The following is a 22,683-nucleotide window of genomic DNA, read 5'->3' as shown; positions in this document are numbered from 1 at the left end:
TTTATCTCTTTACTTTACTATTTTAACGCATTATTGACGGAAAGAGTACCATTTTATTCATGACATCATACATTCCCTGCTGCGTTATCCGTATATACGGCAGATGGGTTGAAGAAAAGAACAACAGGCTATAAACAGGATCGGAGTAGACATAACCCCGCTCGCGCAATACATCCTGCAATCTGCGTTCCGTTTCCATCAATTCCTCCAGTGGCAGCTCCGTCATCAGCCCACCCAATCTAAGCGGGATTTCACAGATTGCTTCCTCCCCTTCGGAAACAACGATTCCCCCGCCAATCTCCTTCATCCGATTGAATGCATGAAGAATATCAGCTTTGTTTTTGCCAATCAGGATAATATCCCCGGTATTGGAGAATGAACTGGCCATGCCCTGAAGCTTATTCGCAAAGCCTTTTAAAAGTGTATTCACGCGCCACTTTCCGTTCCGGTCAATGAGCATGAAGAAACACTCATCATGGCTGTCCGACAACTGGTCCCTTGAGACTTCTATTGAAATGGAATAAGGCTTCGTTATAACCGCATTTTCCATTTGAATGCCAAACGGCATGGAAAATTGCAAATCATCCTCCGTCAGTTCCCAATCAAGCTTCAGCGGTTCAAGTCCATACTCCTTCCAATCCAGTTCCGGGAAGGAATTAATGTTGGCTCCATCCCGCTTCACCCACTTCCCTTTTGCCAAGACCGATACCGGGCAAGGGTCTTCCATACTTGTCAGGAAATTGAGATTGGCGATTCTGCCTGTGGCGATTTTCCCATGGATATGGGCAAAATTGTAGTATTTCGCCGGATTGATCGTCGCCATATTATATGCGTCGATGACCGGGATGCCTTTTTCAATCGCTATTTTAATCATCTGGTCGATGACTCCCTCATGGTAAAACCCGGAAGAGGAACCGTCAGTGGTAAAAATGAGATTGTCGTAAGCTGTGATGCCAAGCCGTTTCATATCATCAAGCAGACGTGGAAGGTCCGGCCGGATGGATGAATGGCGCAGCGAAACGGTGTATCCCTGCATTAATCGGTCGTAAACTTCCTCCCCCGTCATTGCTTCATGGTCACAGTCAGCACCGAGCAGCATCATTTTCGCGAGAGTTTTTTCCGAAGCACCCGGGAAATGGCCTTCTATCTGCTTCCTCATCCGCTTTGCCTCTTGAATCCAGTGAAGCATCATGTCATCGCCTGCGAGCAGCTTTGGCCAGCCCGTCAGCTCCCCTCCCTGAAGGACAGCATCATGTTCGAGCCATGATTTAATTTGGTTATGGGAAAAAACCTCTTCCTCATTCAGGATTTCCGTCTGAGGATCGAACCTGCACCACCAATACATGGTTGCCGGAATACTCCGCAAATCCTTCATCAGCAAAAAAGCCCGTTTTTTATTCAAATGTAAGACAAGCGACATATTATCATTAATGATCGTCGTTGTACCCCTGCTGGAAGCATAGGCAGCAAATGAATGAGGATTGTATAATTGGAAAGGATGAGCGTGGGGTTCTATGTACCCTGGGACGATATACTGGTCCGTACAATCTATTGTGTCGCAGTTCACAAGATTGGACGGCATTTTTTCCCCTACATATACAATCCTGTCATCATAAATCCATATATTCGCCTTCATCCAGCTGCGGAACGTCTGGTTAAGGTAAGTAGCATTTTTCAAAAGAATAGTCGGGGCAAGCTTGCCGTCCAAAACATCAATATGTTCGCGCAAATGCTTGTTCTTCCACCGATAGCGCTGTTCCATCGCTTTTCACTCTCCCAGAATATCTATATAAATTTTCAGAAGTTTCACTATAAAGAAAGCCCTTACATGATAGTTTAACACAATATTAGCTTTCAAGTTGCAGAGAATTTTAAAATCAAATGATAAATTTGTGAATAAATGAGCAAATAGAGAAAAAGCGACTTACTGCATAAAAGAGCATCCACTACGGCTGGAATGGATGCTCTTTTGCCTATAGGCCGAGTCTTTTAAAAATGGTGTCAACATGCTGAAGATGGTAGCTATAGTCAAAGCAATCATCGAGTTCTTCAGGCGAAAGATTGCTGGTGATCTTTTCATCCTGGTCCAGTAAGCTCCGGAAAGGGATTTGTTTTTCCCAAGCCTCCATCGCCCTTGGCTGAACCGTATCATATGCCTCCTCACGAGAAAACCCTTTTTCAATCAACGCCAAGAGGACTCGTTGGGAATAAATGAGGCCATGTGTCCTGTCCATATTGCGTTTCATATTTTCAGGGTAAACTGTCAGGTTTTTAACGATGTTCCCAAAACGGTTGAGCATATAGTTCAGAAGAATAGTCGCATCCGGGAGAATAATCCGTTCAGCGGAAGAGTGGGAAATATCGCGTTCATGCCAGAGTGGTACATTTTCATATGCCGTCAGCATATGTCCGCGTATGACCCTGGCGAGCCCGGTCATATTTTCGGAACCAATCGGATTGCGCTTATGCGGCATCGCAGAAGAGCCTTTTTGCCCTTTTGCAAAAAACTCCTCGACTTCCCGTGTTTCACTTTTTTGCAGTCCGCGCACTTCCACAGCAAATTTCTCAATCGATGTGGCAATCAAGGCAATAACAGACATATAATTCGCATGCCTATCCCGCTGGAGGGTCTGCGTTGATATGGGAGCTGCTTCAAGGCCAAGCCTTTCACATACATATTTCTCTACAAAAGGATCAATATTCGCATATGTGCCAACTGCGCCAGATATCTTCCCCGCCTCTACCCCTTTTGCAGCTTCATTAAAACGGGCAAGATTGCGCTTCATCTCTTCGTGCCAGAGGGCAAGCTTCAACCCAAAGGTGGTCGGCTCGGCATGGACTCCATGCGTCCTGCCCATCATGACGGTATATTTATGTTCCTGAGCCTTTTCTTTTAAAATAGCTATAAACCTTTCGATGTCCGCCCTGATAATTTCGTTCGCCTGCTTCAATAAATAAGAAAGGGCCGTATCGACAACATCAGTCGAGGTGAGTCCGTAATGGACCCATTTTTTCTCGTCTCCAAGAGTTTCGGAAACCGCTCGTGTAAAGGCAACAACATCATGTCTTGTTTCTTCTTCAATTTCTTTAATCCGGTCTACATCAAAGCGAGCATTTTCCCGTATCTTCCGAACATCCTCAAGAGGGATATCACCCAATTCCGCCCAAGCCTCACAAGCAAGGATTTCCACCTCAAGCCAAGCGTTAAAACGATTTGTTTCTCCCCAAATACTTCCCATTTCCGGTCTCGTATAGCGGTCTATCATTCAGAAGCCCCCGTTGCATTATTTTTGGATAACTTGTATGTATAGCCCCCAATCAGGGCAATTCACTTACATCTTAACAGCCTTAAATATTATATGTCAAACCAATTGACGAACATTCAAAAACCAGCAGAGTTTATCGTTCGTCTTTTCGGGTTACAGTATAGGTTTTGCTTCAAAAATAATTTGGCGGCCAACTGGGATAATTTCGGTCCCTTCCTCTTTAAATATCGGTTTTTCAATTCTTCTGACTGGAGTATAGCCCTCTTTTTTCATTCTTTCCAGACATTCATCAATGCTTTCATTATCCATTACTTCAAAGCGTATTTTCTTTCCCATCGCCAATCCCCTTTCTTCATTCCTTAGTATAACCAAAAACGAGGATGAGCGGCCGTTTTAGACCTGCACATCCTCCTAATAACAATTAGTTAATATCGGACTTCGGATAATGTCTGATAAAGAACCCCTCTTGCGGCGACCATTCCGCATAATAAATGTCCTCTATTTTTTCAGATCCTTCTTTTTGCAGCTCTTCCTTTAGCCACTGTTTGTCCTTACCTGTTTTCTTCAATTCATCTTCTTTTATTTCCCCTTCATCGACTAGCAACAGGGAAGGATCGACTTCCTTAGGCTCTATATTCAGCATCGCAGGAGTGACAGTATCAGCCGAAACCTTCTTCATCACGCTTATTTGTCCCCCAGTTTCCATGAAAACATATCTAACATCATTCAATGAGAAAATTCCTTCTATTCTAAGCAGCGCGCGGAGCTGCTCCATTTCCAACTGATTTTTTTTCATTTCTTTGTGATTTATTTTTCCGTCATCTATTAAAATAGAGACCTTGCCTTTAAGAGGCAAACGAATCCATTCAAACCGCTCTGCCAGTTTCTCAACTACATAACTTATTAATCCCCATAAAGCGACTGCAAACAAAACATGCCAAATATTAACCTTATCATCATAAATGGATTCTTCAATAATCCCGCCCAATAAAATAGCAAACACAAAATCATAAGGAGTCAGCTGAGACATCTCCTTCTTCCCAAGAAGTCTCGTCACCACCACCAACGCAAAAAAGCCAACCCCCAACTTCAACGCAATCAAACCAAACATAATAAAACCCCTCCTCCCTCTCTCTCTCGTCCTAAACCATATACCCAAAATCCTGCAAGTGAAGCAGGGGAACGATTCCAGCACTTTATTCGAGAGGCGAAATAAAGATGGATTCAACAAATTGCGTTGGGGATTGTTTAAAAGGTTTTTTAAACACCAAAAAAGACAACCCTTTCGGGTTGCCTTCGAGTGGCCCGGCAGCGTCCTACTCTCACAGGGGCAAGGCCCCAACTACCATCGGCGCTGAGAAGCTTAACTTCCGTGTTCGGGATGGGAACGGGTGTGGCCTTCTCGCCATAACTGCCAGACTATTTGGTTTGAGGTTCATTCCCTCAAAACTGGATAATTAGAAGAAGTTTGAAGAACGAATGATCATTTTGAATGTCTAGCTGCAGCTCCTAGCCTCTCGAGGTCGCTTCAGTCCGTCCGCCGAAGTCAAAGAACGACTTCAACTGCCGGCCTTCCAGCGCTTGTCGAGGCTGACCAGTCGCCTCCGCTTTTCAATATTGGTTAAGTCCTCGATCTATTAGTATCAGTCAGCTCCACGCGTCGCCGCGCTTCCACCTCTGACCTATCAACCTGATCGTCTTTCAGGGATCTTACCAGTTTAACACTGTGGGAAATCTCATCTTGAGGGGGGCTTCATGCTTAGATGCTTTCAGCACTTATCCCGTCCGCACATAGCTACCCAGCGATGCCTTTGGCAAGACAACTGGTACACCAGCGGTGCGTCCATCCCGGTCCTCTCGTACTAAGGACAGCTCCTCTCAAATTTCCTGCGCCCACGACGGATAGGGACCGAACTGTCTCACGACGTTCTGAACCCAGCTCGCGTACCGCTTTAATGGGCGAACAGCCCAACCCTTGGGACCGACTACAGCCCCAGGATGCGATGAGCCGACATCGAGGTGCCAAACCTCCCCGTCGATGTGGACTCTTGGGGGAGATAAGCCTGTTATCCCCGGGGTAGCTTTTATCCGTTGAGCGATGGCCCTTCCATGCGGAACCACCGGATCACTAAGCCCGACTTTCGTCCCTGCTCGACTTGTAGGTCTCGCAGTCAAGCTCCCTTGTGCCTTTACACTCTGCGAATGATTTCCAACCATTCTGAGGGAACCTTTGGGCGCCTCCGTTACATTTTAGGAGGCGACCGCCCCAGTCAAACTGCCTGCCTGACACTGTCTCCCACCCCGGTAAGGGGTGCGGGTTAGAATTTCAATACAGCCAGGGTAGTATCCCACCGACGCCTCCACCGAAGCTGGCGCTCCGGCTTCAAAGGCTCCTACCTATCCTGTACAAGCTGTACCAAAATTCAATATCAGGCTGCAGTAAAGCTCCACGGGGTCTTTCCGTCCTGTCGCGGGTAACCTGCATCTTCACAGGTACTATAATTTCACCGAGTCTCTCGTTGAGACAGTGCCCAGATCGTTACGCCTTTCGTGCGGGTCGGAACTTACCCGACAAGGAATTTCGCTACCTTAGGACCGTTATAGTTACGGCCGCCGTTTACTGGGGCTTCGATTCAGAGCTTCGCGTGAGCTAACCCCTCCTCTTAACCTTCCAGCACCGGGCAGGCGTCAGCCCCTATACTTCGCCTTGCGGCTTCGCAGAGACCTGTGTTTTTGCTAAACAGTCGCCTGGGCCTATTCACTGCGGCTCTTCAGGGCGATTAACCCTAAAGAGCACCCCTTCTCCCGAAGTTACGGGGTCATTTTGCCGAGTTCCTTAACGAGAGTTCTCTCGCTCACCTTAGGATTCTCTCCTCGCCTACCTGTGTCGGTTTGCGGTACGGGCACCTTTCATCTCGCTAGAGGCTTTTCTTGGCAGTGTGGAATCAGGAACTTCGGTACTAAATTTCCCTCGCTGTCACAGCTCAGCCTTATATGGGAAGCGGATTTGCCAACTTCCCGGCCTAACTGCTTAGACGCACATGTCCAATAGTGCGCTTACCCTATCCTCCTGCGTCCCCCCATTGCTCAAACGATGAAGAGGTGGTACAGGAATATCAACCTGTTGTCCATCGCCTACGCCTTTCGGCCTCGGCTTAGGTCCCGACTAACCCTGAGCGGACGAGCCTTCCTCAGGAAACCTTAGGCATTCGGTGGATGGGATTCTCACCCATCTTTCGCTACTCATACCGGCATTCTCACTTCCAAGCGCTCCACAGGTCCTTCCGGTCCTGCTTCAACGCCCTTGGAACGCTCTCCTACCACTGACATCGAAGATGTCAATCCGCAGCTTCGGTGATCCGTTTAGCCCCGGTACATTTTCGGCGCAGAGTCACTCGACCAGTGAGCTATTACGCACTCTTTAAATGGTGGCTGCTTCTAAGCCAACATCCTGGTTGTCTAAGCAACTCCACATCCTTTTCCACTTAACGGATACTTTGGGACCTTAGCTGGCGGTCTGGGCTGTTTCCCTCTTGACTACGGATCTTATCACTCGCAGTCTGACTCCCACGGATAAGTCTTTGGCATTCGGAGTTTGTCTGAATTCGGTAACCCGATGGGGGCCCCTAGTCCAAACAGTGCTCTACCTCCAAGACTCTTACTACGTGAGGCTAGCCCTAAAGCTATTTCGGAGAGAACCAGCTATCTCCAGGTTCGATTGGAATTTCACCGCTACCCACACCTCATCCCCGCACTTTTCAACGTACGTGGGTTCGGTCCTCCATCCAGTGTTACCTGGACTTCAACCTGGACATGGGTAGATCACCTGGTTTCGGGTCTACGGCCACATACTCATTCGCCCTATTCAGACTCGCTTTCGCTGCGGCTCCGCCTTTTCGGCTTAACCTTGCATGGGACCGTAACTCGCCGGTTCATTCTACAAAAGGCACGCCATCACCCATGAACGGGCTCTGACTACTTGTAGGCACACGGTTTCAGGATCTTTTTCACTCCCCTTCCGGGGTGCTTTTCACCTTTCCCTCACGGTACTGGTTCACTATCGGTCACTAGGGAGTATTTAGCCTTGGGAGATGGTCCTCCCGGATTCCGACCGGATTTCACGTGTCCGGCCGTACTCAGGATCCACTCAGGAGGGAACGAAGTTTCAGCTACAGGGCTTTTACCTTCTCCGGCAGGCCTTTCCAGGCCTCTTCGCCTACCCCGTTCCTTTGTAACTCCATGTAGAGTGTCCTACAACCCCGGAAGGCAAGCCTTCCGGTTTGGGCTATGTCCCGTTTCGCTCGCCGCTACTTGGGGAATCGCGTTTGCTTTCTCTTCCTCCGGGTACTTAGATGTTTCAGTTCCCCGGGTCTGCCTTCAATACCCTATGGATTCAGGTAAAGATGCCACCCCATTACGGATGGCGGGTTCCCCCATTCGGAAATCTCCGGATCAAAGCTTACTTACAGCTCCCCGGAGCATATCGGTGTTAGTCCCGTCCTTCATCGGCTCCTAGTGCCAAGGCATCCACCGTGCGCCCTTTCTAACTTAACCTAAAAGGTTCATTCACTCTTAAATAAGAGAGAAAACTAAAATGGCGATCACTCGGTTCTTCTTGGTTACTTCTTCTTACATTATCCAGTTTTCAAGGAACAAAACCTCCGCTCGACTTGCATGTATTAGGCACGCCGCCAGCGTTCGTCCTGAGCCAGGATCAAACTCTCCAAGAAAGAGTATGAGTTTAGCTCATAAAGTTACGTTGGCTCATGATCCGAAGATCATGATAAATATTGTTTGTTGACGCTTGTTTGTTTAGTTTTCAAGGAACAAATTCTTTTGAAACAACTATTCTAGTATAACATTTTTCAAATTGCCATGTCAACAGTTTTTTTAATCCGTTTCAACGAATGAAAACCTGCCGTCTAGGCAACTTTCTAAATATACCACCCAGCAACCAAGCTGTCAACCAGCTTTTTCATAGGTTTTTAAAATCATTAAACGAAAACCAACTTCGCTTTGGGTGTTTAATTATAATAGCACCGCTTACTGGTTCCGTCAACAAACTATATGTTACCAAGTTTTTCCTCACACTTACTGCTATTTCTTCGCTTCCCTCCCTTACATTTCTTCGCTTAATCAGACAGAAATTGAATAGATTCGCCACATATTCCACAGATAAACCGACAAATCAAAACCCGGCCTGAGTTAAATTCAGTCCGGGTTCATTGATCTATTCTATAGAAACAATTCCTTCTTCACCTGCATCCACTTGTCCCGATTTCTTAATCCGGATGCTTTCACCTTCATGAAGGTTAGTGAATACGATCGGTGTGATAGTCGATGTTGCATTCTTTTTAATAAAGTCGAGATTGAACCTTAACAAAGGCTGGCCCTTCTTGATGGTTTCATTTTCATCAACTAGCGTTTCAAAACCTTCCCCTTTAAGGTTAACTGTGTCGATCCCGACGTGTATGAGGATTTCTTGGCCGGAATCCGACAGAATGCCTATTGCATGCTTCGTCGGGAACAGGTTCATTATTTTCCCGTTTACCGGAGAGACAACGAGTCCTTCAGCTGGTTCAATCGCAAAGCCGTCCCCCATCATCCTGCCTGCAAACACCTGATCCGGAACTTCAGTAATTGATTTCAGTTCTCCTTTTAATGGAGAAACAATTTCAACCTCCTTCTCCCTCTCAGTTTTATTTTGCAACGCAGCCGGGTTTACTTCCTCAATTTGCTGAAGCACTTCGGCAGATTGATTGGTTTCGACAGGCCTTGGCCTTTTTCCACTCATGATATCTTTCATTTGCCCTTTGATTGTCTCTGAACGAGGGCCGAAAATTGCCTGAATGTTATTGCCGACTTCCATGACGCCTGCTGCACCAAGCTCCTTCAGCCGCTTTTTATCCACACTTGAAATATCATTCACTGACACCCTCAAACGTGTAATGCAGGCATCAAGGTGGGCAATGTTTCCTTGGCCACCCATCGCTTCAAGTATGTTGTAAGGGAGGTCGCCCGCTTTCTCGTTTTCCTTTTCAACGGCACTGCCGTTTTCTTCAACATCTTCTCGGCCCGGAGTTTTCAAATTGAACTTTAAGATCGCGAATCGGAAGACAAAGTAATAAACGATACCAAATCCTAGTCCCAGCAAAATTGTAATCCACCACGGCTCCCTGCCAGGCAGGACACCAAATAGGAAGAAGTCAATCGCGCCGCCCGAGAAGGTATACCCCAGGTTGACACCCAATGCAGCCATCAATACAAATGAAAGTCCGTCAAGCAGCGCATGGATGACAAAGAGAAACGGAGAAACAAACATAAACAGAAATTCAATCGGTTCTGTAATCCCTGTTAAAAACGAAGTCAGGGCCGCAGACCCAAGTAAGCCAGCTACTACTTTTTTCTTTTCTGTCCGCGCCGTATGGTACATCGCCAAAGCGGCCGCTGGCAATCCAAACATCATAATAGGAAATTCCCCACCCATGAAATTCCCGGCTGTAATTTTGACGCCATCTTTTAATTGAGCAAAGAAAATCGTCATATCCCCCCGGACAACCTGGCCGGAAGCTGTTGTATATGAACCGAACTCATACCAAAATGGTGCATGGAATATATGATGAAGACCAAATGGAATGAGCAGCCTTTTAATAAAGCCAAAGAAGAAAGCAGCAATATAAGTGCCACTGCCCATAAGCCAAAGGGAGGCACTGTTCATCGCTTCTTGTACGGGCGGCCAGACGACTAGGAGTAGGAGGCCCACCACTAAAGAAGCAGCCGCAGTTACAATAGGAACAAAACGTTTACCCGCAAAAAAACCGAGGAACGATGGCATTTCAATATCGTGATAACGATTGTAACAAAATGCGGCAATCAAACCTGTGATGATACCGCCGAATACGCCCGTTTGCAGCGTAGGGATTCCTAACACATTCGCAAAACTAGGATCCTTGCCGACCATGTCAGCGGTAACTCCAAGCCACGAACTCATGACTTGGTTCAGCACGAGATAACCGACAATCGCTGCAAGCGCCGCTGCTCCATCAGCAGCCAGCCCGATCGCAACGCCAGCCGCAAAAATCAATGCGAGGTTGCCAAAAATAATGCCTCCCGCATCCTCCATGACACTGGCAGTCAACTGAATCCAATGAGCATCAAGGAATGGCAAATATTGAAGGGTGGTGTCCTGCTGCAGCGCATTCCCGATTCCGAGCAACAAACCAGCAGCCGGCAAAAGGGCGACTGGCAGCATAAGCGCCTTACCGTTTTTTTGCAAAACACCAAAAGCTTTCTTAAACATAAGTAAACCTCCCAATTTATTTTTGCTCAATAAACTAACCGCAAACAAAAAAGCAAATAAAAAAGGCATGAGCATAGAAAAGAAATGAACGGAGCCAGGTATACTATACCCGCCGGAGAGGATTTATCCCCTCTATTCCATTCAATCATCTTTTCTGCTCATGCCTGATCGAGTCAGTAACACGCAAAATAATGATTGCTATTTTGTTTTCTTTTGAAGCCGCTGCAAGTGCATCGTCAGATAAACTGCTTCCGCATCATAAACCGGCATTTTCAGTGTTTGCTGCATTACTTTAATGAGCTTCCAGGACAAATTATAGCATACAGGATATTCCTTTTTCAATAGTGCGGATATTGCTTCAGGCTCCTCAACTTTTTCCCCGGATTTTACACGCTCGATGGCAAAACGCAGGTGGCGCACGAGCCTCATGTAGTCAATGCTGTCTTTATCGATGTTCACTCCGAGCTGGCCTTCGATCATTTGTACCAAAGTTGTCACAAGCTGGGAGTACTGATTGACCTCCGAAAGCTCCCTGTTTGTCATTGCGCTATGAATATGAAGAGCGATAAAGCCCGCTTCCCCTTCCGGAAGCACAATTCCCGCTATTTCTTCAAATAGCTGCAGGACGTCTTTCGCAATCCTGTATTCAAGCGGGTAGAGCGCCTTCGTTTCGACTAGAAACGGATTTCTGATCTCCAGCCCGTTCGCAACCCTGCTGACAGTAAACATTAAGTGATCAGTAAGGGCAACATGGATATGCTCATTCAGGGATTCGCCGGCCTCTTTTTTTATCAATTCAATCGCTGAAATAATCAGCTGCTGTAAATTCTCCTCGAGAAAAGGGAGAAGCTTGATATAATTCTGCTGTTCTTTTTCATTCTTCAGGACAAAGACTTTTTCTGCCGCTGAAGGATCAAGGAATTCCCTCGGCTTGCGATTGAAGCCAATTCCTTTCCCAATCAGGACGACCTCCCCGTATTCGGGGTTTTCCGCAATCAGCACATTGTTATTTAAGATTTTTTGGATGACCATTGTTGACATTGTTATTCACCGCTTTTGCATAGTAGTTCAATCGTATTAAAGCGTTCATGTTTCGTCAACTAACTAGCCGCCACAGGAAATGGGCTTAATTGTTGATTTCCACTCCAGGGACATGCTTTCCGCGGGGCGGACCGTGGAGCCTCCTCGGCGTCATAGACGCCTGTTTGTCCAGCTGCAGCGCCTAGCCCCTCGAGGTCGCTTCGGTCCCGAATGTGAAGTCAAAGAACGACTTCCCCTTCTGGCCCTCCAGCGCTTGTCGGGGCTGACCAAGGCGCTTCCGCTTTTCGAGACGCCTGTTTGTCCAGCTGCAGCGCCTAGCCCCTCGAGGTCGCTTCGGTCCCGAATGTGAAGTCAAAGAACGACTTCCCCTTCTGGCCCTCCAGCGCTTGTCGGGGCTGACCAAGGCGCTTCCGCTTTTCGAGAGGTCTCCACGTGCCGCTTCATCCCGCCGGAGTCAGTCCCCTTCGTTCCAATCAACTTTCTGAAAATCAACAATCACCTTTAACTGAGCTTATGAAAAAAGGACCAGCCCGAAAGCTGGTCCCAAACGATTTAATTAGTCAAGAAGATGAAATACAGCAGGAAGATGATAAAGAAAAGGTACATGATTGGATGAATTTCTTTTCTTTTGCCCGCAACTAGCATTGTCACTGGATAGAAAATGAATCCTGCCGCGATTCCAGTCGCGATACTATAGGAAAGCGGCATTGCAATGATAGTCAGGAATGCAGGTACTGCAATTTCGAACCTCTTCCAATCGATATTGCCTAATGACGAAACCATCAAAACACCAACGATAATTAGTGCAGGCGCGGTAACCGGAGCGGTTACGATTGATAGGAGCGGGAAGAAGAAGATTGAAAGGATGAAGCAGCCCGCTGTTACAATCGCCGCGAATCCGGATCTTGCCCCGGACGCGACCCCTGCTGTTGATTCAATATAAGAAGTTGTTGTCGACGTACCGAAAATGGAACCTACCATTGAAGCGACTGAATCGGCAAACAAAGCACGGCCCGCGCGCGGCAGCTTGTTATCCTTCATCAAGCCCGCCTGGTTGGCAACAGCCACAAGCGTTCCGGCATTGTCAAAGAAATCAACGAACAGGAAGGTCATGATAATCCCAAGCATCGCCGATGTATAGAAAGAACTGTCATTAAACGAGCTGAACAGCGCGCCGAATGTTGGTTCAATGCTTGGAACTCCGCCGACAATCTGCGAAGGCGGATTGATCAGGTTAAATACAATACCAACAATGACGGTAACGATCATTCCGTAAAAAACAGCTCCATTGATACCCCTCGTCATCATAATAACGGTAATCAATAGACCGAAAATTGCCAGAAGTGTTTCCGGATTTGACAAATGGCCAAGTCCGACGAGCGTGGCATCATTTTTAATAATTATCTTGGCATTCGTTAATCCAACGAACGTTATGAACAACCCAATCCCGGCTCCAACGGCATGTTTAAGTTCAACAGGTATGGCGTTAATTATTTTCTCACGCAGTCCTGAAATCGTCAGGAGCAGGAAGAACACACTGGAAATGAAAACTGCCGCAAGGGCGTGTTGCCAAGGAGCGCCATGCCCAAGAATGACTGAATAGGCAAAAAAAGCATTCAATCCCATTCCCGGCGCGAGCGCAATCGGATATTTACCGATTAACCCCATGATGATCGAACCAACAGCCGCAGCCAGCGCCGTGGCAACAAAAACCGCACCATGGTTCATCCTTACTTCATCAGGAAGCCCGTCGACAGTCGCAAGTGTCAATGTAAGCGGGTTTACAACCAGGATGTAAGCCATTGCGAGGAATGTTGTCAGTCCGCCAATGATTTCGCGGCGGTAATTAGTTCCCAGTTCATCAAACATAAAATACTTCTTCATGAATATCCCCCTAGAAAATTGTTGGCTCAACGCCATCTTAAGATCCAGGAACGAAAAAACGCCCCGGCTCAAGATGCCGGGACGCTAACACGAAGCATGCATAAATAACGGGCAGAGTTCTCCCTTTACACATACCTCGTAGTCAAGCTCTTTACGGCAGCTCGGTAGAAACTTCTGGGCCATATCCCCAGTATTATACGAAGTAATATCATCAGTACTCTGCCATTTTAACAACTATTTCAAAATGAGTCAACAAGAAATACGAACATTCGACAAGAAAAACAAAATTATTGTTCGTTAAATCTTTCTGACCTTATTCCCACTCGATGGTTGCCGGCGGTTTGGAAGTAATGTCATACACGACACGGTTAACATGGTCGACCTCATTGACAATCCTTGTAGAGATCTTCTCCAGCACATCCCAAGGAATGCGGGCCCAATCAGAGGTCATCCCATCAATTGAAGTGACCGCGCGGATGCCGATTGTATAATCGTAAGTCCTTGTATCCCCCATGACACCCACACTGCGGATATCCGGCAGAACCGTGAAGTATTGCCAAATCTCGCGTTCAAGGCCGGCAAGCCTCACTTCCTCCCGCAAAATCGCATCAGATTCCCGAACGATCTCGAGCTTGTCCTCAGTAATTTCGCCAAGAACCCGAATACCAAGGCCTGGGCCTGGGAATGGCTGCCTCCAAACAATTTCATCCGGAATGCCGAGCTCGGTGCCAACCGCCCGGACTTCGTCTTTAAAGAGTGTATTAAGAGGTTCAATCAGCGTAAACTGCATATCTTCAGGAAGGCCTCCGACATTATGGTGCGATTTAATTGTTTGGGCAGTCGCCGTGCCACTCTCAATAATATCCGTATAGAGTGTGCCCTGAGCAAGGAATTCAATTCCTTCAAGCTTGTGGGCCTCATCGTCAAATACATAGATGAACTCGTTGCCAATGATTTTTCGCTTTTGCTCAGGATCGGAAACCCCCTGAAGCTTATTCATGAATCGATCACGGGCATCTACCTTGATGACATTCATATGGAAACCATCCGCGAAAGTTTTCATTACCTGCTCTGCCTCACCTTTCCGAAGCAGGCCATGGTCAACGAAAATACAAGTGAGCTGGTCTCCAATCGCCTTATGGATCAAAACAGCAACGACTGAAGAATCAACCCCGCCGCTCAAGGCGCAAAGGACCTTTTTATTACCAACCGTCTGGCGGATCTTCTCCATCTCGATTTCGATGAAGTTTTCCATAGACCAAGTTCCGCTGCAGCCGCAAACCCCTAAAACGAAATTCTTCAGCAGCTCATTTCCATGGACGGAATGGCGGACCTCAGGATGGAATTGAACGCCATAAAGCTTGCGGCCTTCATCGCTCATTGAAGTGATCGGGCATGATGGGCTTTCGGCATCCACTGTAAAGCCAGGAGGTACCTGCGTGACCAAATCACCGTGGCTCATCCAGACAACCTGTGTTTCCGGGAGTCCTTTAAATAGAGCTGATTCATTGCCAACTTCTATTGAAGCCTTTCCATATTCCCGGTTCTTCGCCCTTTCCACTTTACCGTCGAAATGGACAGACATCAGCTGCATCCCATAGCAGATACCGAGCACTGGCAGCCCCAGTTCAAAAATCCTTTCATCACAGCGGAAGGCATTTTCATCATATACACTGTTCGGGCCTCCGGAGAAAATAATCCCCTTCGGATTCATCGCTTTAATTTCCTCAGCGGTAATGGTGTGTGGATGAAGCTCGCTATAGACGCCAAACTCCCTGATTCTTCTCGTAATCAGCTGGTTGTATTGGCTTCCGAAATCAAGTACCACAATTAGTTCCTGGTTATGAAGTTCTGTTTTTCCAGACAAATTCTCCACCTCTTTCTTTGATTTTAGTATACACAATAAGAATTTTTTGCAATAAAAAAATCGGTCTTCCCCCTCTTTTTCACAAAAAAGAAGGCAGAATTCCGATTTTCCATACAAAATCATCCCGAAATTACTGCCTTCATAGTCAGGCCATTTACGGCGGCCCGGTAGAGACTTTCGATCCATATCATCGAGGATATATGAAGGGTAGTACAGATTAAGTTAAATTGCTATTTTATCATTTTATCTGTACAGAAAATTCCGGTCAAGAGATTGTCTTTTTAATTAAATTTTCCCACAATTGTTTTGTTTCATGCCACGTCCCCTGAGGGAGTTCCCGTCTGTACAGCATCTGTTCATATCTGGATGTCAGTTTGCCCATTTCCTTCGTGGAAAAGAACTGGTCGACATAGCCCGCGTAATTGCGCAATGTCTGGCCCTCTCCCCGTTTCAGTCCATATCTCTGGAGCTGTGAGAGCAAGGTAAGATAGGCCTTGCCGAATTGGTCATCACTCCGGGCAAATCTGTATCGATAGATCAGGTAGTAAGGAAGCCATCTTCCCCTTTTGTTATAAACGAATAAAACGAGGGCTGCCATGGCGGCGATTCCGGCGGCAAGCCATTTCCACTTACTCTTCACAAATATTTTCATTTTTTGACCCAGGCTCCGATCCGCCTTCAATTGCTGAGGGGCCGGGTCATTCTCTTCCAGGCGGTTCAGGCGATCCTGTGAATTGTTGTCATTTTGCGAAGGAGTAGCGGCCGGCGTATCCTTGGAATTAGAATTTCTTTCAATTTCAATCTGGATGTTATTTGAGAACCCTTTGGTCGGTTCAAACGGAAGCCAGCCGAGATTTGGCAAAAAGACCTCCACCCAAGAATGGGCGTTATTATTGGTCACTTCATATAGCCTCTTTTTCGAATCCCCTTCACCAAATGTCTTCATTTCACCATAAGTATACCCCTTAACCCAGCGGGCCGGGATCCCCTCGCTTCGGAGCAGGGTGACCATTGACGTTGAAAAATTATCGCAATACCCAATCTGGGTGTCAAACAGGAACTGGTCAACATAATCCTGATTTTTATCCGGAACGGCGACGTTTTTTTGGTCGTAGGTAAAGTCACTGGAACCGAGATAGCTCTCAATCGCTTTGGCTTTTTCATACCAATTCGGCTTATCCTTTGTTATTTCAGCTGCCAGTTCCCTCACCCTGTCAGGCAGCGAGTCAGGCAGCTGAGTATATCGCTTAATAAACTCCTCGGATACCCCCTCAAGATCACTTCCATCCGCCGATTTCAAATCCTCGACTTTGTAACTGGGGACATCATAAACGAAGCCATAGTTATCGAGTTCAGCCGGTTCATTCCACGGCTCCATCGGCCTGACTTTTTCACTGATCGGATTAATTGTAAAAGCAACCCCGTACCGAGCGGATACTTTTTTAGTTCCTGGAGGATAAACAATATGCGGGTACTTCAAATCGACATAAACCTTGGCAGACTGTTCTTCTGTTTTTACGTTAGAAGGATATCCTTCAAGTGGGAATGCATCATTTTGGCCGAAGCCTTCCCCTCCCTTTACCTGGTCGGAGAGGATCCATCCCTTCCCGGTGTAAACGTCCTTAGTCTCTACTCTCCAATAATGTCGGCTTTCATCATCAGCCCTGAAAACAACCGTGTCGTCAGGCAAAAAAGGCCCTCCAAGCCTTGTATCATTTGTCCCGTACCCAATCCTTGCTATACCGCCGCTTCCGCTTCCGCTGTTTTCATTAAATGATTTCAGGAAAGGAACCGGGTCTGGCCAGATTGGAGCTGCTTTCGGAGCTGTCAATCCGACAGCGGTGCTAAGAATGACCATTCCTGCAAGCGGAAGCATCCACTTCCTGGTAAGGGTCTTTCCGCCGCTGATTTTGCCTTCTTCCAACAGGCGTAAGTACGTGAGAATGCCCATGACTGTAAACCCGGCAACAACCGTCCGGATAATGGCGCCTTCCCCTTTAAAGGTTGTGAACGTATCCAGAACAGTAATATATATGACCGTCATCAGGAAAAAAACAAAGATTTTCCGCTTGTTTAACAGCCAGTATTGAATGAGATACACCATCAGCCAAAGAAGCAGGAAAAACAGGACTGTCCTAAAAGCATTCGTAAATTGCTGGAAATCCCGGCTGATAAGCAGCCCGAAATTAAATTTCAAATCGGAAAGGAACACGCCCAACCATTCGGGGCGCAAGAATCCTCCTTCAAAGTAAAATCTGTAAACGGCATAAAATATATAAAAAATCTTTATAAATGCCTGCACTGCCATCGGCAGCTGAAACAGCGCCCCTGCAAAAGCAATCACCAGGAAGACTAGGAATACTTCCATGTTCTCGGTGTCTGTCAATTCGCCTACAGGCCTCAGCCATTCCCAAACAAGCATGAAGCCAATTGCATAAAGGAAAACGGCAGAAAGAGTAAGCTTCCCCTTTTTCGTACTCACTGCATGCTCACCTCCGAGAACGCCATATCGAATTGTTGTTCATGCACCATGATGATCCTGACCCCTCGGGCAATGCCCATTGCTTTTAATGCCAGCTCCTCATTTGTTGGATGCTCCCGTTCATTTTTAATCAGGAACAACGTAACCCTGCCCTTCTTTTGCCCAAAATGGCCCGCTTTTTCAATCAGGGCTTTGGTCAGATTCGATGTCACAATCATCATCGTCAGGTTCTCTCCGGAATAAAAGGTTTCCGTTTCAAGGACTTTGTCAACTGATACAGCGCAGACAGGCTGTATTTTTGCCAAATGGTAAAAGATTTGCTGCAGCTGGGCTTCTCCCCCCCTGATTGGAAAGGAGGCCCTCTCCCTGCTCACCGTCAACAAGCCTGCCTGAGCCCCTTTTTTCAAAATGGACCTCGCAATGGAAGCGGTAAAGGATACAATCGCTTCAAAACGCTGTTCAGGCGCGCAATCCATAACAATCAGGACGTCATGCGACTGCCTTTGCTCAAACTCTTTCGTCATAATATCATTCCGCTTGGCAGAGGCTTTCCAGTTAATCCATGAGAACCGGTCACCAGGCTGGTAATCCCGCACCCCGATAGCCATGGTCGTATCACGCTGCACACGTTCCCTTGAGGCAGCCATCCCCTGGTCATAGTGATTTTCAAACGGACGGTAAATGATCTCGGTAAAGGATGGGTAAACAAGTATTTTGTTCTCTGACACCGTTATCTTCTCTTTTTCAATCAGGCCCAGCAAATCGCCCGTTTTCAGTTTAATAGAATGAAAAATGTGTTCGCCGCGCGGGAGCTCATTAATCATATACTCATAAATGATTTCCTTTTTAAAACCCGGAAAGAGAAGGGCTTTACTGTCTTTTCTGAGAACTGCATTTTTCAGGGAGCCGCCCAACACCTCGTCAGCCATTAAGTAAAACAGCGGAAAAGAAGTGGACCTTTTCAGGATAAGGCGGACCTTTAATGGCTCTCCGGCATTAAATTCCTGCTTCGGCAATTGGCGCTTAACTTCGACATCCTTCATAGGATAAAAAGCGACAGCCATCGAGTACAACGCAAATGGCAAAAAGCTGTAGAACAAAAACCAGCTGACAAACCCGCCCTGGAACATGGCGTAACAAAACGCCCCTATGACCAGGGAAACCAGCATGATCAGTTTCCATGTATGTTTAAGCTTCTTTAGCCTTTCCCTCATTTACTTCACAAGCCTTTGCACCGGGACCGGCACCCTCGCAACAATCCGGTTAATGATTTCTTCAGCAGTTATCCCTTCAAATTTAGCCTCTGACTTGAGGATGATCCTGTGAGACAAGACAGCTGGTGCGAGGAATTGAATATCATCCGGCAATACATAATCGCGCCCACAGATAAACGCATATGCCTGCGCCGCTTTCATTAGCCCGATCGATCCGCGCGGGCTTGCGCCAAGATAGACATTTTCATGGAGCCTCGTCCGGTGGGAAATGTCGACAATATAGCGTTTGATCGTATCATCGACAAAGACGTTTTTTATTTCCTGCTGAAGTTCCCTCAGATCCACTAGAGAAACGACAGGCTCCAATTCTTCAATTGGCGGATTTTTTTGCGCGCGGTCCAGTACTTCCATTTCCTCATGAATTTCTGGATAGCCCATTTTCATTTTGAGAAGGAAGCGGTCCAGCTGCGCTTCTGGAAGCGGATAAGTACCTTCATATTCAATTGGGTTCTGGGTTGCCATAACAAAGAATGGCTTTTCAAGATGATGGGTGACCCCATCAACAGTGACGCTGCTTTCTTCCATCCCCTCCAGAAGAGCGGATTGAGTTTTCGGGGAAGTCCGGTTAATTTCATCAGCAAGAATGATATTGCCCATGATTGGACCCGGGCGGAACTGAAATTCCATCTCTTTCGGATTGTAAATCGATACCCCTGTTACGTCGGAAGGAAGCAGGTCAGGGGTGAACTGAATTCTTCGGAATGTGGCGCCGACTGACTTCGCAAGGGCCCGGACCATCATTGTTTTGCCTACGCCGGGAACGTCCTCAAGAAGGACATGCCCTTCCGCAAGCAGGGCAACGAGGCTCAGCTCGGCTACTTTCCGTTTTCCGGTCATCACTTTTTCAATATTCTTCAAAATTTTCTCAATATTATTGATGCTTTTTGACTGTAGAGACATGATTTTCCTCCCGCATTCTGTATTGAAGTTTACTTGTCCATATAGTAAGTTTATCATAAATTATAAAATTTTATATATTCTGTAAAAATTATGTAATTAATATGAAAGCGTTATTACCCCGTCATAATAAGACGGTTGCAAATGGTAAAAAGTTTCAATTTTGCGAAAAAGATTTTTTGAAAAGGTGATGGCTATGATACTGACAATCAGCGGAATGAACGAACAGCTGGCCACCGAAATATTGGGCTGGGTGTATGAAGCGCCATATGATTTTTACAATAATTCTGTTACACCGGAAGGAATAAGAGAACTTTTAGATCAACCGTATTTTGCTGTTCATGGTGAAGGAGGATTGCTTGCGGGTTTCTTTTGCGTTGGTGAATCTGCTCAGGTACCTGCCGGGACGGCAATTGGCGCCTATGAAGAAGGGGCTGTCGATATCGGAATTGGCATGAATCCCGCATTAACCGGCAAAGGCCTTGGCTTCGCCTTTTTTTCCTTGGTCCTGAACCATCTGCAGGATAATTTACCGGGGATGCCGTTCAGGCTGACCGTTGCATCATTTAACGAACGGGCCATCCGTCTTTACACAAAAATCGGTTTTGACGAAAAGCTGCGCTTCCAGAGGGGTTCAGTTGAATTTATTGTGATGTCCAGGGAATAGGCCGCCATCTCTTGTTATGTTCCTATAGCAGAAGTACAATAATAGTAACATTCTTTTGCGAGACTGAATAGAACGGTTATAAAAATTATGGCAAAAAAAGGGGGATAAATTTTGCGTATTTCAACAATTTTAAAATGGATTACCGGCGGGTTCGAAGCGCTGCTCGGCATCCCATTTCTCGGCGGTCTATTTATTGTTTCGAACGGATGGACGCCATTGTTCATCATGGGCATCCTTCATATCGTAACGATTGTGTTCGCGGTCAAGGAAAACGAAACAAAGGCTGGGAACATACTGGGGCTCATCACATCCGTGATTGGCTGGATTCCGTTTGTCGGCATGATTATGCACATGGTTTCCGCGGTTGTCATCCTGATCGATGCCTACCGCTCCGACCGGAACGCAGTGCGCCAGACGTGGTGAGTAGTGAAAAAACGAGGCAGATTTGGCTTCGTTTTTTTAAATCCATTTTCCAGCGATTCCCCCTAACCATGAACGAGCATAATTGTATTTTTGCCCTGCTCCTATCGCCCTGACAGCTTGACTCTATGCTGCATACATATATAGCAAACCTAGTTAGGGAGGGAAAAGGAATATGAGCAACTATTCGTGCGCGGATTTCCGCAGGGACCACCGCTTCTTCTGCAATGAGTTCGCCCCTATTTTAAGGCAGCTTAATATGCTGACAGAGGAAGAAGAATGCGAAACTGAAAATCCAATTGAAGAAAGGCAATTTTCATGCTGCTGCCGTAGACGCCGCCATCACCATAAACAACAACATCATCATAAACAACACCATCACCGTGAAGAAGATTGCGGCTGCAGGGATTAATCCCGGACAGCGAAAAACCGGATGCCCATTTCAGAAGGCATCCGGTTTCTTTTATTCTGTGTATTCTCGTACTCTTGGTTTGCATTCTGCAGGCGCCACCTGATTCACAGGAGTGCGTCTGAAGAATACCTCAGCCAGGATTTTATTTTAATATGTCGGTATCCCGTTAAGTCGATTGTCTTTCAATAAGCTGGACATCCAGTTTAACGTACGTTTCCTCCATTGGCTGCTTCTCAATGATATTAACTAAGGCAGTAGCCGCCCTTTCCCCGATTTCATAGATCGGCTGGGCGACGGTTGTTAGTTCAGGTGTGGTCGACTCTGAAAGCATGATCCCATCAAACCCAACAACCGCAACATCCTCGGGTACTTTTTTCCCCAGCTTATAAATGGCTTTGATTGCCCCTATCGCGCTTAAATCGTTCCCTGCAAAAATAGCATCGATTTCGGGATGCTTTTGCAAGAGGTGAACAGTCGCATTGAAGGAAGCGGTCATATCATATTGGCCATCCGCTATGTAGCTTTCCTGGAACCACGACTCATTCTCCACTTCATCCAAATAACCCCGGCACCTTTCAAGTGCATTGGGAACATAGTCAGGGCCTTTTAAATGCGCAATCCTCTGCCGCCCTTTCTCTTTCAAAAACCTGACTGCCATGGCCGCGCCTTTTTTATTTTCTACCATAATACTCGGCAGTTCTTTACTGATTTCCCTGTCAATGCTGACAACAGGAATCTTATACTTCGTCACCTGGCTCGCGCTCAACGTATTCGAGGCTACGATGATTCCATCAATATATTTCTGCATCATCATTTCCAGATAGGTCCGCTCTTTTTCCGCATTTTCGTCTGTATTGCACAAAATAACCGTATATCCATGCTTGGCCAATGTATCCTCTACAGCCCGGGCCAGTTCGGGAAAGAAAGGATTCACAATATCAGGAACCATGAGGCCGATTGTTTGCGATTGTTTTTTGAAAAGGCTCCTGGCGACTGCATTCGGCCTGTAATCGAGCTCATCTATCGCCTTTTGGACCTTTTTTCTCGCTTCCTCGCTCACGTACCCTTTTTCATTCAAAACCCGCGATACCGTCGCAACCGAAACCCCGGCGAGTTTTGCAACCTCTCTAATTGACGCCAATAAAATCACTTCCGATTCTTTCGTGTGTAACC

16 protein-coding genes, 2 rRNA genes and 2 riboswitches are annotated in these 22,683 nt (G+C 46.7%); of the genes, 2 read left to right on the top strand and 16 right to left on the bottom strand.

The genetic code is table 11. The features are described 5' to 3' along the window. Positions 1-22: 22 nt before the first annotated feature. The 14 genes from BN1002_RS01030 to BN1002_RS00970 all read right to left on the bottom strand — a co-directional run bounded on the left by BN1002_RS01030 (position 23) and on the right by BN1002_RS00970 (position 20,014). Positions 23-1,762, bottom strand: a complete 1,740-nt coding sequence (locus BN1002_RS01030) for an adenine deaminase C-terminal domain-containing protein (RefSeq protein ID WP_048823182.1) — start codon at positions 1,760-1,762, stop codon at positions 23-25. Positions 1,763-1,973: 211 nt separating this feature from the next. Further along, entirely contained in the window at positions 1,974-3,266 is a 1,293-nt protein-coding gene (gene purB / locus BN1002_RS01025; RefSeq protein ID WP_048823181.1) for an adenylosuccinate lyase, read from the bottom strand. Between the two features lie 153 nt (positions 3,267-3,419). Next, complete coding sequence (locus BN1002_RS01020) at positions 3,420-3,602, bottom strand: NETI motif-containing protein (RefSeq protein ID WP_048823179.1); 183 nt, start codon at positions 3,600-3,602, stop codon at positions 3,420-3,422. 85 nt (positions 3,603-3,687) lie between these two features. Next, positions 3,688-4,377: a DUF421 domain-containing protein gene (locus BN1002_RS01015; protein WP_048823178.1), complete on the bottom strand. Its 690-nt coding sequence runs from the start codon at positions 4,375-4,377 to the stop codon at positions 3,688-3,690. A gap of 192 nt (positions 4,378-4,569) precedes the next feature. Then, positions 4,570-4,685, bottom strand: a 5S ribosomal RNA gene (rrf, locus tag BN1002_RS01010). 198 nt (positions 4,686-4,883) lie between these two features. Next, a 23S ribosomal RNA gene (locus BN1002_RS01005) occupies positions 4,884-7,820 on the bottom strand. A 676-nt stretch (positions 7,821-8,496) separates the two neighbouring features. Beyond that, on the bottom strand, positions 8,497-10,566 hold the full coding sequence (ptsG, locus tag BN1002_RS01000; RefSeq protein ID WP_048823177.1) for a glucose-specific PTS transporter subunit IIBC: 2,070 nt from the start codon (positions 10,564-10,566) through the stop codon (positions 8,497-8,499). A gap of 198 nt (positions 10,567-10,764) precedes the next feature. Continuing rightward, the gene (glcT, locus tag BN1002_RS00995; protein WP_048823176.1) at positions 10,765-11,607 is read right to left on the bottom strand and encodes a glucose PTS transporter transcription antiterminator GlcT; all 843 of its coding nucleotides are present in this window, start codon (positions 11,605-11,607) and stop codon (positions 10,765-10,767) included. Positions 11,608-11,958: 351 nt separating this feature from the next. Beyond that, entirely contained in the window at positions 11,959-12,102 is a 144-nt protein-coding gene (locus BN1002_RS24175) for a hypothetical protein (RefSeq protein ID WP_231574954.1), read from the bottom strand. A 57-nt stretch (positions 12,103-12,159) separates the two neighbouring features. Next, positions 12,160-13,491, bottom strand: a complete 1,332-nt coding sequence (locus BN1002_RS00990; RefSeq protein ID WP_048823174.1) for an NCS2 family permease — start codon at positions 13,489-13,491, stop codon at positions 12,160-12,162. 119 nt (positions 13,492-13,610) lie between these two features. Beyond that, positions 13,611-13,712, bottom strand: a riboswitch (purine riboswitch). 92 nt (positions 13,713-13,804) lie between these two features. After that, positions 13,805-15,358, bottom strand: a complete 1,554-nt coding sequence (gene guaA / locus BN1002_RS00985; RefSeq protein ID WP_048827652.1) for a glutamine-hydrolyzing GMP synthase — start codon at positions 15,356-15,358, stop codon at positions 13,805-13,807. 122 nt (positions 15,359-15,480) lie between these two features. Next, a riboswitch (purine riboswitch) is annotated at positions 15,481-15,582 on the bottom strand. 41 nt (positions 15,583-15,623) lie between these two features. Continuing rightward, complete coding sequence (locus tag BN1002_RS00980; protein WP_048823173.1) at positions 15,624-17,840, bottom strand: transglutaminase TgpA family protein; 2,217 nt, start codon at positions 17,838-17,840, stop codon at positions 15,624-15,626. After that, positions 17,837-19,054, bottom strand: a complete 1,218-nt coding sequence (locus BN1002_RS00975) for a DUF58 domain-containing protein (protein WP_048823172.1) — start codon at positions 19,052-19,054, stop codon at positions 17,837-17,839. The genes BN1002_RS00980 and BN1002_RS00975 overlap by 4 nt, the downstream gene beginning before the upstream one ends. Next, positions 19,055-20,014: an AAA family ATPase gene (locus BN1002_RS00970; protein WP_048823171.1), complete on the bottom strand. Its 960-nt coding sequence runs from the start codon at positions 20,012-20,014 to the stop codon at positions 19,055-19,057. A 193-nt stretch (positions 20,015-20,207) separates the two neighbouring features. Here BN1002_RS00970 and BN1002_RS00965 point away from each other — a divergent pair, with 193 nt between their 5' ends. Both BN1002_RS00965 and BN1002_RS00960 read left to right on the top strand, forming a co-directional pair. Continuing rightward, positions 20,208-20,678, top strand: a complete 471-nt coding sequence (locus tag BN1002_RS00965) for a GNAT family N-acetyltransferase (RefSeq protein WP_048823170.1) — start codon at positions 20,208-20,210, stop codon at positions 20,676-20,678. Between the two features lie 111 nt (positions 20,679-20,789). After that, positions 20,790-21,101: a hypothetical protein gene (locus BN1002_RS00960; protein ID WP_048823168.1), complete on the top strand. Its 312-nt coding sequence runs from the start codon at positions 20,790-20,792 to the stop codon at positions 21,099-21,101. Between the two features lie 251 nt (positions 21,102-21,352). Here BN1002_RS00960 and BN1002_RS00955 read toward each other — a convergent pair whose 3' ends face one another. Next, positions 21,353-21,595, bottom strand: a complete 243-nt coding sequence (locus BN1002_RS00955; protein ID WP_048823167.1) for a hypothetical protein — start codon at positions 21,593-21,595, stop codon at positions 21,353-21,355. A gap of 81 nt (positions 21,596-21,676) precedes the next feature. Then, positions 21,677-22,651, bottom strand: coding sequence for a LacI family DNA-binding transcriptional regulator (locus tag BN1002_RS00950; RefSeq protein ID WP_048823165.1), 975 nt, complete (start codon positions 22,649-22,651; stop codon positions 21,677-21,679). Positions 22,652-22,683 lie beyond the last annotated feature (32 nt).

The sequence above is a fragment of the Bacillus sp. B-jedd genome (assembly GCF_000821085.1).
Classification (GTDB): Bacteria; Bacillota; Bacilli; order Bacillales; family Cytobacillaceae; genus Bacillus_D.
Note: the sequence above shows the minus strand (reverse complement) of the source record. Positions and strands in the feature narration are given on the sequence as shown.